Source organism: Mesorhizobium ciceri biovar biserrulae (genome assembly GCF_001618845.1).
GTDB classification, from domain to species: Bacteria; Pseudomonadota; Alphaproteobacteria; order Rhizobiales; family Rhizobiaceae; genus Mesorhizobium; species Mesorhizobium ciceri.
Genome location: NZ_CP015064.1, coordinates 4,549,171 through 4,560,971, shown reverse-complemented (window position 1 = coordinate 4,560,971; position 11,801 = coordinate 4,549,171). Strand labels below are relative to the sequence as shown.

The 11,801-nt window shown below is 63.9% G+C and carries 9 protein-coding genes; 4 read left to right on the top strand and 5 right to left on the bottom strand.

Annotated features, from left to right (window positions below; translation table 11 throughout):
- The first annotated feature begins 128 nt into the window (after positions 1-128).
- The 3 genes from folD (at position 129) to A4R29_RS21395 (ending at position 4,090) form a co-directional block, all read left to right on the top strand.
- Positions 129-1,028 carry a bifunctional methylenetetrahydrofolate dehydrogenase/methenyltetrahydrofolate cyclohydrolase FolD gene (folD, locus tag A4R29_RS21405; RefSeq protein WP_013530231.1) on the top strand — a complete coding sequence of 300 codons (900 nt, stop codon included), beginning with the start codon at positions 129-131 and terminating at the stop codon, positions 1,026-1,028.
- Between the two features lie 56 nt (positions 1,029-1,084).
- Positions 1,085-2,047 carry a GlxA family transcriptional regulator gene (locus A4R29_RS21400; protein WP_013530232.1) on the top strand — a complete coding sequence of 321 codons (963 nt, stop codon included), beginning with the start codon at positions 1,085-1,087 and terminating at the stop codon, positions 2,045-2,047.
- A 378-nt stretch (positions 2,048-2,425) separates the two neighbouring features.
- On the top strand, positions 2,426-4,090 hold the full coding sequence (locus A4R29_RS21395) for a vWA domain-containing protein (protein ID WP_063172830.1): 1,665 nt from the start codon (positions 2,426-2,428) through the stop codon (positions 4,088-4,090).
- A gap of 68 nt (positions 4,091-4,158) precedes the next feature.
- Here A4R29_RS21395 and edd read toward each other — a convergent pair whose 3' ends face one another.
- From edd to zwf, 3 genes are all read right to left on the bottom strand, one after another.
- Positions 4,159-5,982, bottom strand: a complete 1,824-nt coding sequence (gene edd, locus A4R29_RS21390) for a phosphogluconate dehydratase (RefSeq protein ID WP_013530234.1) — start codon at positions 5,980-5,982, stop codon at positions 4,159-4,161.
- A 72-nt stretch (positions 5,983-6,054) separates the two neighbouring features.
- A complete protein-coding gene (gene pgl / locus A4R29_RS21385; RefSeq protein ID WP_013530235.1) occupies positions 6,055-6,771 on the bottom strand; it encodes a 6-phosphogluconolactonase in 717 nt (238 codons plus the stop codon).
- Positions 6,753-8,222, bottom strand: a complete 1,470-nt coding sequence (zwf, locus tag A4R29_RS21380; protein WP_013530236.1) for a glucose-6-phosphate dehydrogenase — start codon at positions 8,220-8,222, stop codon at positions 6,753-6,755. Before zwf ends, pgl begins: the two co-directional genes overlap by 19 nt.
- Positions 8,223-8,537: 315 nt before the next feature.
- Here zwf and A4R29_RS21375 point away from each other — a divergent pair, with 315 nt between their 5' ends.
- A complete protein-coding gene (locus tag A4R29_RS21375; RefSeq protein WP_027162287.1) occupies positions 8,538-9,284 on the top strand; it encodes an SDR family oxidoreductase in 747 nt (248 codons plus the stop codon).
- Positions 9,285-9,377: 93 nt separating this feature from the next.
- On the opposite strand, the gene A4R29_RS21370 is transcribed toward A4R29_RS21375, so the two are convergent.
- Positions 9,378-10,229, bottom strand: coding sequence for an SH3 domain-containing protein (locus A4R29_RS21370; RefSeq protein WP_063173772.1), 852 nt, complete (start codon positions 10,227-10,229; stop codon positions 9,378-9,380).
- Positions 10,230-10,491: 262 nt separating this feature from the next.
- Positions 10,492-11,778, bottom strand: coding sequence for an NAD(P)/FAD-dependent oxidoreductase (locus A4R29_RS21365; RefSeq protein WP_063172829.1), 1,287 nt, complete (start codon positions 11,776-11,778; stop codon positions 10,492-10,494).
- Positions 11,779-11,801: the final 23 nt, after the last annotated feature.

Sequence of the window (11,801 nt, the reverse complement as noted above, 5' to 3'; positions counted from 1 at the left end):
GGCATGGGACGGCGCTTTGGCGGGATTGCATGTTGGATTTTTCGTGAAGATGCCACGCTGTGAAAGATCGAAAAGCGCGTCGCTTCCGGAAGCGACGCGCTTGGGCATTCTGGTGTTGAGGGTGGTCCATGGCTGAAGTGATTGATGGCAAGAGCGTTGCCGGGGACGTTGTGGGGACGGTCAAGACCCTGACGGCTGAACTTGTCGCCAAGGGCAAGGCCAAGCCCGGTCTTGCCGTGGTCATCGTCGGCGAGGATCCGGCCAGCCAGGTCTATGTCGCGTCCAAGTCGCGCACCGCCAAGGAATGCGGCTTTCATTCCGTCCAGCATACGCTGCCGGCCGAAACCTCCGAAGAGGCATTGCTGAAGATCATCGGCGACCTCAACGCCGATCCGGCCATCAATGGCATCCTCGTGCAGCTTCCTCTGCCGGCCCACATTGACGCCGGCAAGATCATCCAGACCATCGCGCCGGAAAAGGATGTCGACGGCTTCCACTTCATCAATGTCGGCAAGCTCGGCACCGGTGAACTCGAAACAGCGTTCGTGCCTTGCACGCCGGCCGGCTCGATGCTTCTGATCGAGCGGGTGCGCGGCAAGGACCTGTCCGGCCTCAACGCCGTCGTCGTCGGCCGCTCCAACATCGTCGGCAAGCCGATGGCCAACCTGCTGCTTGCCGCCAACTGCACCGTCACCATCGCCCACAGCCGCACCAGGGATCTGCCGGCCTTGGCCCGCACCGCCGATATCCTTGTCGCGGCCGTCGGCAGGCCGGAGATGATCAGGGGTGATTGGGTGAAGCCAGGCGCCACCGTCATCGATGTCGGCATCAACCGCATCCCGGCGCCGGAAAAGGGCGAGGGCAAGTCCCGCCTCGTCGGCGATGTCGCCTATGCCGAAGCGGCCAGGGCCGCCAGCGCCATCACACCGGTGCCCGGCGGTGTCGGCCCCATGACCATTGCCATGCTGATGGCCAATACGTTAGCCTCCGCCTACCTTGCGGCCGGATTGAAACGGCCGTCCTTCTGACCCGCCAGAAAGCTGCAGCTTTGCCGAACCCCAGTGTTCCCTCAGAACGGCCGGTCATGACTGACCCCGTTCAAGGCGGCCGGCAGTTCGCATTCCTGCTGGTAGACAAGTTCTCCATGTTCTCGCTGGCTGCCGCGATCGATACGTTCCGGTCGGCGAACCGGTTGCTTGGCCGCGACTTCTACGGTTGGACCACGGTGTCGGCCGATGGCGATCCGGTGATGGCTTCCAATGGCCTGCCGCTCAAGATCGACTACGCCGTTGCCGACCTGCCGCCGGTCGATATCCTTTTCGTCTCGGTCGGGCTGACGACCGAATTCCCCGGCAAGAGCAAGGTGCTGGCGGCTTTGCGAAGCTGGGGCCGGCGCGGCAATGCGCTGGGTGCCCTGTCGGTCGGGTCCTACCTGCTGGCCGAGGCCGGCCAGCTCGAAGGCTATCGCTGCACCATCCATTGGGAAAACCGTGCCGGCTTCGTCGAGCGATTCCCCGACATCAACTGCACCGGCAACGTCTTCGAGATCGATCGCAAGCGCTACACCTGTGCCGGCGGCACCACTTCGATCGACCTGATGCTGGAGATCGTGCGCGGCGATTTCGGCTCGAACCTGGCCAATGGCGTCGCCAACCAGTTCCAGCACGAACGCATCCGCTCGGCCGGCGACCGTCAGCGCGTCGGACCCGAACGCGACCTGACCGGCAAGTCGGAGAAGCTCAGGCGCATCGTCGAACTGATGGCCGACCACCTCGACGAGCCGCTTTCGGCGGTACAGCTGGCCAAATCCGCCGGCCTTTCGGTGCGCCAGGTCGAGCGCCTGTTCCTGCGCCATCTCAGCGTCACGCCCGGCCGTTACTATATGCGATTGCGGCTGGAGCGGGCGCGCGAACTGCTGCGCCAGACCAACATGCCGATCCTCGACGTGGCGATCGCGACGGGCTTCACCTCGCATTCCTACTTCGCCCAGAGCTACCGGCTGCAATTCGGCAGGCCGCCTTCGGAAGAACGCCGCACGACTTACTAAGCTGGTTTTCGTTTTCGTTGAGAGTTCGGCATTCGGCCCGGCGCATCGGGCCAAGGCCATGAATTCGGGTTAATGGGTTCTTTCGGAGCCTTCGCCGCGCGTAGGCTGACGGGTGCAACAAACGAAAAACCCCGCCTATTGCGGCGGGTCACCGGCGCAAATCAGCACCATAGCCAAATATGTACCTTAGCTGAGGTCATGGTGTCAAGAAAAAATTCCTATTACCGGGGAAAAGGCTGCCGCCGCCGCCGAACTGGCTGTCGTCAGGACTTTTGTTAAGCTGGGTCCGCAGCCCTGCGCACCGGCGCCCGGACTTGTGTCCCGGCGCCGCGTCAAATAGCTTGCCGCCCGGATCAGGGGCGGATTTAGGAGATTTCGATGGCGGGACTTGCACGGGGCGTCGCTGCGGCGATCCTCCTTTTGTCGATGACGACGTTCGGCTTCGCCGCAAACAAGGTCATCATCATTCTCGATGCGTCCGGCTCGATGTGGGCGCAGATCGACGGCAAGCCCAAGCTCGAAATCGCCCGCGAGTCGCTTCGAACCGTGCTTCAATCGGTCCCCACCGACGACGAGATCGGCTTCATGGCCTACGGCCATCGCGAGAAGGGCAGCTGCGACGACATCCAGCTGATCGTGCCGCCGCAGGCAGGTTCGGGCAGCGCCATTTCGGCCGCCGCCGACAGCCTGAAATTCCTCGGCAAGACGCCGCTGACGGCGGCGGTCAAACAGGCGGCCGAGGCGCTGAAATACACCGAGGACAAGGCGACCGTCGTGCTTATCACCGACGGGCTCGAAACATGCGGCGGCGACCCCTGCGCGCTTGGCAAGGAGCTCGAGGCATCCGGCGTCGACTTCACCGCCGATGTCGTCGGCTTCGGCCTGACCGCCGACGAGGGCAAGCAGATCGCCTGCCTCGCCGACAACACCGGCGGCAAATACATCCAGGCCTCCGACGAGAAGGCGCTGCAGGAGGCGCTTGCCGAGACCGTGGCGGCGCCGGCACCTGCTCCTGAACCGGCTCCGGCACCTGCGCCGGCACCCGCGCCCGAGCCGGCCAAACCGGACTTCAATTTCCTGCCGATAGCGGTGCTTGCCGAGGGCGGCGATCCCGTCACTGACGGCAATGCCTGGGAGATCTACAAGGCGAAACCCGACGGCACGCGCGGCGACTACGTCAGTACCGAATACGGCGCCTACAAGGCCAATCTGGAACCGGGCGACTATATCGTCGTGGCCAGCGACGGCCAGGCCAAGACCGAGCAGAAAGTCAAGATCGAGGCGGGCCAAGTCTACGCGCCTCTCTTCAACTTGAATGCCGGCACGCTCATCATCCATCCGCGACCGAGCGAGGGGGCAGATGTCGTCGATGGCGCGGCTATCGTCATCGATTATCCGGGTGCTGACATGCCCGCCACCTTCTATGGGACCACGAAAGCCGTGTTGCCGGCCGGCGACGAGAAAGTGACGGTCACGATCGGCCAGGGCGTGGCTACCGAAACGATTCCGCTGGCTGCCGGCAAGACCGTGGAAAAGGACATGATTGTCGGTGTCGGCCATGTCGTTGCCAATGCTTATTATGCTGCCGGCGGCGACAAGGCGGACGGTTCAGGCATCGGCTTCAAGGTGCTCAAGGCAAAAAAGAAGATCGATGGAACCAGGGACGAGGTGACCTATGCCTACGGACCCGACAGCAAATTCGATCTGCCGGCCGATGACTATGTCTTGATTGCGACGGTTGATCTCGCCGTTGTCGAGCAGCCGTTCACCGTCAAGGTCGGCGAATTTCAGGATCTGAAAATCGCAATGAATGCCGGCGTGCTGGCGATCACCGCGCCGGGAGCCTCGAAGATCGAGATTTTCGAGGCCAAAAAGGACATCAACGGCAACCGCAAGTCGCTTGGCTATGCATTCGACCAGAAGTACCAGGCAGCGATCCCGGCGGGCGACTATGCCGTCGTCTCGGAGAAATCCGACAACAGTTCGAAAGAAGGCAACGTGACGGTCAAGGCCGGCGAGCGAGCCGAGCTAACCGTGCAATAGAATCGTATGCACAACCGCAAGAGGGCGGCCAAGTGCCGCCCCTTTTCATGGGTTGCGCAGAACTGCCGTCAGGCCGTGCCGAAGGCGCTGGCGCCATGATCGGCGCGGCCGACCAATTGCCGGAAGCCGGCAAACAGCTCGCGGCCGAAACCGAACTCGTTGCCGATGAGGTCGGCATCCGCCGTCCGGCGCAGCGCGAAATCGCCGGCCGGCACCAGCACTTCCAGCGTGCCGGCATCGGCGTCGAGCCGGATGATGTCGCCTTCGTGGATCCTGGCGATAGGACCCTCCTCGACCGCTTCCGGTGTGACATGGATCGCCGCCGGCACCTTGCCGGAGGCGCCCGACATGCGCCCGTCGGTGACCAGCGCCACGCGCTGGCCGCGATCCTGCAGGATGCCGAGCACGGTGGTCAGCTTGTGCAGTTCCGGCATGCCGTTGGCCTTCGGCCCCTGGAAGCGGATGACGGCGATGAAATCGCCGGTCAGCGTGCCTGCCTTGAACGCATCGTTCAGCCCTTGCTGGCTGTCGAAGACCCTGGCCGGCGCCTCGATGACACGCCGCTCCGGCTTCACCGCGGAAGTCTTGATGACGGCGTGGCCGAGATTGCCTGACAGCACCTTTAGGCCGCCGGTCGCCTGGAACGCCTTGTTGAAAGGCGCCAGCACCTTCTCGTCGCCGCTTGTCCGCGGCGAGGCTTCGCGCACCACGCCTCCGTCGGCGCCGAGCTTTGCCTCGACCGCATAAGGCCGCAGGCCTTCGCCCCACACCGTCTGCACATCCTCATGCAGGATGCCTTCGTCGAGCAGTTCGCGGATCAGGAAGCCGAGCCCGCCGGCGGCGTGGAAATGGTTCACGTCGGCGAGGCCGTTCGGATAGACCCGCGCCAGCAGCGGCACCGCTTCCGACAGGTCGGAAATATCCTGCCATGTGATGGCGATGCCGGCCGCCGCCGCCATGGCGATCAGGTGGATGGTGTGATTGGTCGAGCCGCCGGTGGCATGCAGGCCGACGACGCCGTTGACGATCGAGCGCTCGTCGATCATCCGCCCGACGGGCGTATAGGCGTTGCCAAGCGCGGTAATCGCCAGCGCCCGCTTGGTCGCCTCGCGGGTCAAAGCCTCGCGCAGCGGCGTGCCTGGATTGACGAAGGACGCGCCCGGCGTGTGCAGGCCCATGATCTCCATCAGCATCTGGTTGGAATTCGCCGTGCCGTAGAAGGTGCAGGTGCCCGGTCCATGGTAAGATTTGGACTCGGCCTCCAGCAGTTCGGCGCGTCCGGCCTTGCCCTCGGCGTAGAGCTGGCGGACCTTGGCCTTTTCGTCATTGGGCAGGCCTGATGTCATCGGTCCGGCCGGAATGAACACCGCCGGCAGATGGCCGAAGGTGAGGGCGGCGATCACCAGCCCCGGCACGATCTTGTCACAGACGCCGAGATAGACGGCGGCGTCGAACATGTTGTGCGACAGGCCGATCGCGGCGGCCATGGCGATGACATCGCGCGAAAACAGCGACAGCTCCATGCCGGGCTGGCCCTGGGTGACGCCGTCGCACATCGCCGGCACGCCGCCTGCCACCTGGGCGATGCCGCCGGCTTCGCGGGCTGCATCCTTGATCAGCGCGGGGAAGCTCTCGAACGGCTGATGCGCCGACAGCATGTCGTTATAGGAGGTGATGATGCCGAGGTTCGGCACCTTGTCGGCGCCCAGCGCGAGCTTTTCCGAGGGGCTGCACACCGCAAAGCCGTGAGCGAGATTGCCGCACGACAAAACGGCCCGGTTGGCGGTGCGGTTCGACGCCTCGGCGATGCGGCCGAGATAACGCTCGCGGCCGGGCTTAGAGCGCTGGCGGATGCGTTCGGTAATGGCTTCGATGTCGCGTCTGGCGGTCATGGTGTCGGTCCTTTCAGGCGAGGTCCCGGAAACATCCTCCCGCCGTTTGCCGGGACCGGTGTAAATCGAGAATCAGGGTGCCCAGAAAACCTCTACGGGCTTTTGCGCTGCGTCGAGCACGGCGCGGATTGGCTTTCGCGGCCCGGGCGCCACCGCGCCGTCGAAGGCGATACGCTTGTCCTCACCCTCGATGTGCAGCGCGATGAAGCCGGCTTCGACGATGCGGGCCAGCGACAGGGTCAGCCGCGGCTCGCCCGCACTTGCCGCATGAACCGGCAGCACGATCCTGTCGGAAGACGGGTCGAGCAGTGTTGCCAGGTCGGCGGCATCGGGAAAGAACGAGGCGGTGTGGCCGTCCGGCCCCATGCCGAGCACGACGACATCGAGCGGCCAGGGCAAGGATCGGAGCGCTGCATCGTCGGACGAGGCCGCATCCTCGATGCTGGTGGCTTCGTGATAGAGCGGCACGAAACGAGCCGCCTTGGCCGCGTTCTGCAACAGATTGGCGGCCACCAGCCCGGCATTGGAGCGTGGCGAGGAGGCCGGCACGAAACGCTCGTCGACCAGCGTCACGATCACCTTGTCCCAGGCGATGGGTATCGCTGAAAGGGCGGCGAAGAATTTTGCCGGCGTGGTGCCGCCGGAGACGGCGAGCAACCCCGTGCCGCGCTCGGCGATCGCCTTGGTCAGTCTGCCTGCAACATGGCCGGCCAGGGCCGCCGCCAGTTCCTGGCGCCCGGTGAAGCCGTTCCAGCTGTAGGCGGCGCTGTTCAATTGCTCTCGTGCCATGTCCGCCCGTCACGTTCGATCAGCGCTATCGAGGCCGATGGACCCCAGGTGCCCGCCGTGTAGCCCTGCGCCTCCTGCCTGGCACTTTCCCAGGCATTCTGGATCGGGTCGATCCATTTCCACGCCGCCTCGACTTCGTCACGGCGCATGAACAGGGTCTGGTTGCCACGGATGACGTCCATGATCAGCCGCTCATAGGCGTCCGGTGCGCGGCCGTCGAAGGACTGCGCGAAACTCATGTCGAGCGAAATCTGGCGCAGCCGCATGCCGCCCGGGCCCGGATCCTTGATCATGATGAACTGCTTGACGCCTTCGTCCGGCTGCAGCCGGATGACAAGCTGGTTGGCGAAGATCGGTCCGGCGCTGTCGCCGAAGATCGAATGCGGGATCGGCTTGAATTCGATGACGATTTCCGAAACCCGCGTCGCCAGCCGTTTGCCGGTACGCAGATAAAACGGAACGCCCGACCAGCGCCAATTGCCGATCTCGGCCTTGATGGCGACGAAGGTCTCGGTGTTGCTGTCCTTGCCGAGTTCCTCGACATAGCCTTTCACCGGTCCGCCGGCCGAAGCCCCGGCGCGATACTGCCCGCGCACGGTGTGCTTCGGCGCTTCGTTGCCGTTGATGCGCTTCAGTGCCCGCAGCACCTTCAGCTTTTCGTCGCGCACGGCGTCGGCATCCATCGACGACGGCGCTTCCATGGCGACGAGGCACAAGAGCTGCAGCATATGGTTCTGCACCATGTCGCGCAACGCGCCGGCCTTGTCGTAATAGGTGACGCGGTCCTCCAGGCCGACGGTCTCGGCCACGGTGATCTGGACATGGTCGATATGGGCTGAATTCCACAACGGTTCGTAGAGCGCGTTGGCAAAGCGCAGCGCCATCAGGTTCTGCACCGTCTCCTTGCCGAGATAATGGTCGATGCGGAAGATCTGGCTTTCGTGGAAGTCGTCGCCGACCAGGTCGTTGAGCTTGCGTGCCGAATCGAGATCGCGGCCGATCGGCTTTTCCAGCACGATGCGCGAGTTCGGCGTGATCAGATTGTGCTCTTTCAGCTTGTGCGAGATGTCGCCGAACAGCGCCGGCGCCACCGCCAGGTAGAAGGCGCGGATGCGGTCGCTGTCGCCGATCGCCTTCTTGAGCTTGTCGAAGCCGGCGCCGCTCGTCGCATCGGCGGAGACGTAGGACAGCCGCGCCAGAAAGGTCTTCAGTTCCTTGGCGTCGATGTCGGCCGGTTTGACGTGGTCCGAGATCGCCTGCTTGGCGAAGGCCTGGAATTCTTCGTCGCTCATCTTCGAGCGCGAGGTGCCGATGATGCGTGTCGGCTCCGAAAACTGATGGTCGCGCTGGCGATAATAGAGCGACGGCAGAAGCTTGCGCTCCGACAGATCGCCGGTGCCGCCGAAAATGATGAAGTCGAAAGGATCGACGGGGATGATCTGGCTGGTCATGGTCTGTCCGCTCTGACGCCGGTCGCTGTGACGCGGCTGATATAATCTAATCGATTTAAATTTTCCAGTGCCATGGTGTCACATCTGGGTGTATGCGCCTGCCCCTTGACAGTCCGATGACCCGGAGGCTTGTCGACAGGCGCGGCACCGGAAGCCTTCGCAGTTGCAGCATAGAGCGGGATCGACGCGAAAGCCAAAGGAGAAATCGGCGATGGCCGCACATCTTTCGAGCAATCCGGCCAGAAGCCACGGGTTCGCGCGGATGTGCGCTATCGGCGCGCCGGTTGATCGTCATCAATCATGAGCGGGAAAAACATGCGTCTGGAAAACAAGGTTGCCGTCATCACCGGTGCTGCGTCCGGTTTTGGCGAGGGCATCGCCAGGCGCTTTGCGCAGGAGGGTGCCAGGGTCGTTGTCGCCGATCTCAACGCCAGGGGCGCTGAGCGCGTCGCCGGCGAGATCGGCGAAGCGGCGATCTGGACCCAGACCGATGTCTCGCTGCGCTCCGAATTCGACGAGATGATCTATGCCGCCAAAAGCGCATTCGGTCGCATCGACATCATGGTCAACAATGCCGGCTACACCCATCGCAACGGCGACATGCTCAATGTCGACGAGGAGACCTTCGACCTGATAACCGCCGTCAACATGAAGGCGATCTATCACGCGGCACTCGCCGTGGTGCCGATCATGGAGCGGCAGGGCGGCGGCGTCATCCTGACCACGGCCTCCACCGCGGGTCTGCGGCCGCGCCCCGGCCTCACCTGGTACAATGCGTCGAAAGGCTGGGCGATCACCGCCACCAAATCGATGGCGGTGGAACTGGCGCCGAAGAACATCCGCGTCAACTGCCTCTGCCCGGTTGCCGGCGAGACCGGCATGCTGGAGAAATTCATGGGCGCCGACACACCCGAGATCCGCGAGAAGTTCCGCGCATCGATCCCGCTCGGCCGGCTTTCGACACCGCTAGACATCGCCAACGCCGCACTCTGGCTGGCTTCGGACGAAGCCGCCTTCATCACCGGCGTGGCGCTGGAGGTCGACGGCGGCCGCTGCATCTGAACGCCTGGTGCATGTCGTCCAAAAGCGCACAGCGATCTTGGAGCGACGGCATGCATCGGAAAGGGAGACGGACCTGTCGTTGAGCGGCGGGCGTCAGGCGCCGGTCTTGATGTAGCTCTTGTAGATCCAGCCGGTCTTGCCGTTGTAGGTGATCTGGCACCATTTCTTGCAGCTCATCACCTGCACCGAGGTTTTGGCTGGCACCGTACCGATGGCGGCGGCATTTTTCTTCGGGCCGCTTCGCATGGTCACGGCCCTCAGGATGCGTCCTGTTCCGGCGGCTGCGGCTTTCCTTGGCTTCGCCTTGGCCTGGCTGTCATCACCTTCTGCCGCTGGCTCTTGAGCCGGCACTTGCGGTTGCACCTCGGGAATGGCGGCGGTTTGTGCGCCGTCGGGATGGTTGCCCGCGGTTGCGCCGGGCGCGGCTACCTTGGCAAGTTCGGTGGCGGCATTGGTATCGGCTGCCGGCTGCGCGAATGCCGCCGTTTGCTTGTCGGGTGCCTTGTCCGCCACCTGGCTGGGAGCAGTCGAATCGGACGCGGATGCGGCCTTCAGCTGGGAACCGGTCCAGCGTGGGTCATTGGCGGCGAGTGCGGGAATGTTGTCTTGCGCGGCCGCCACAGTTGTTGGAATTGCGTCGGACTTGCGCGCCTGCGGCACGGCTGCCGCAGCGACCGCGGCCCCAACCGGGGTTATTTTCGTCGTCTTCACCGGAACCGTTGGAATGGTCTGTTCGGGGCTCGCTGCCGCTTGCCTGTCGCTGGCCGGCAGCGCCAGCCACAGCGCCACGGCGGCGACGCCAAGCAGTGCGGCGGTGCCGATCGCGGCGATCACCAGATGCGAGTTCGAACGGACTTCCTGCCAGAAGGACGGCCGCATGTCGTATCCGAACTGCATGGCAAAGCGCCGACGTTCCGGCGTACCGAAACTGAAGGGCTCTCTCACTCTTGCCACCTCCATAAGCGGGCCGACGTTCTTTCGATCGGTGCCGGAAGTCCGGCGTCTGATCCGCATCGGTCCCAAAAACAACGCGGGCAGGCCCGCAACAATCCCCGAACAATCGCCCAGAACCGGCAGCTTTCGCCTGCGATTGTGGCATCAGTACGCCAACATAGAGGATTCTGCGCCTTTGCGGGAAATTGCGCAATGCGTCGCACGGGCAACAAATGTTACAACAAATATTACAATATTACATCAGGCCGGCCGGCTAGATCCTGTCGCGCAGCGCAAACCAGTTGAGCGCCAGGAACAGCAGCGGCGTACGGAAACGCCGGCCGCCAGGGAAAGGCGGGATTTTCAGATCCTCGATCAGCTTCAGCCGGTCGCGGTTGCCGGCAACGGTTTCGGCATAGAGTTTACCGAAGTAGTTCGACAGCATGACGCCGTGGCCGGAATAGCCGCCGGCCGAGATGACATTGGGCATCACTTCGCGCACGAACGGCTTTCTCGGCACGGTGATGCCGACATAGCCGCCCCAGCCATGCGTGATCTCGACATCCCCGAGCGCCGGATAGAGTTCCGCGATCTGGCGGCGGATGTGGATGTGGATATCCCGGGGATCGTTGACGCCATAGACCTCGCGTCCGCCAAACAGCAGCCGCCCGTCCTTCGATTTGCGGAAATAGCGCACGACGAAGCGGGAATCGTCGACCGCCTCGCCGCCCGGCAGCACGTCCGAGTGCGTATCCAGAGGCACCGTCGCGCCGATGAACGAACCGATCGGCATGATGTGCGCGGCACTCACCGGCTCGAGCGTGCCGCCATAGGCGTTGACCGCGATCAGGCATTTCTGCGCCGTCACCGTGCCTCTCGGTGTCGAAACCTTGACCTTGCCGCCACTGGACATGATGCCGGTTGATTGAGTCCCCTCGAACAGCTGCGCGCCTGCAAGCGCTGCCACCCGCGCCGTGCCGATCACCAGCTTCATCGGATGGATGTGCCCTGTGCCGGTGTCGCGCGTGCCGCCGAAATAGGCGGTCGAGCCCAGCCGCTCCGCCGTCTCCCTGGCATCCATGAACGAGATATGCGGGTAGGAAAAACGGCTCGCCATGATCTCGGCATGCGCCTTGTAGTCATCGACATAGCGCGGCTTGTGCGCCACCGAGAGCTGGCCCGGCATATAGTCGATATCGATCTGGTTGGCGGCAGTGAATTCGAGGAGATGCGCCTTCGCCTCTTCGGCAAGATCAAACAGCGCCTTGGCGCGGGACAAGCCGTACTCGGCCTCCAGGTCTTCGGCCCAGGCGCGCTGGCCGGTGCCAAGTTGGCCACCATTGCGCCCGGAGGCGCCATCACCGAAGCGATACGCCTCGATCAAAACGACATTGGCGCCCGCCTTGGCCAGATGCGCTGCCGCCGACAGGCCGGTAAAGCCGCCGCCGATGACAACGACGTCGCATGTCCGGTCGCCATCCAGCGCCGGGTATTCAGGCCGCGGACCGGCCGTGTCCTCATACCAGGAACGGCCGGGGGAGATCGGGGATTGGTAGGGCATGATGCTCGCAGGGGAGTAGGGGA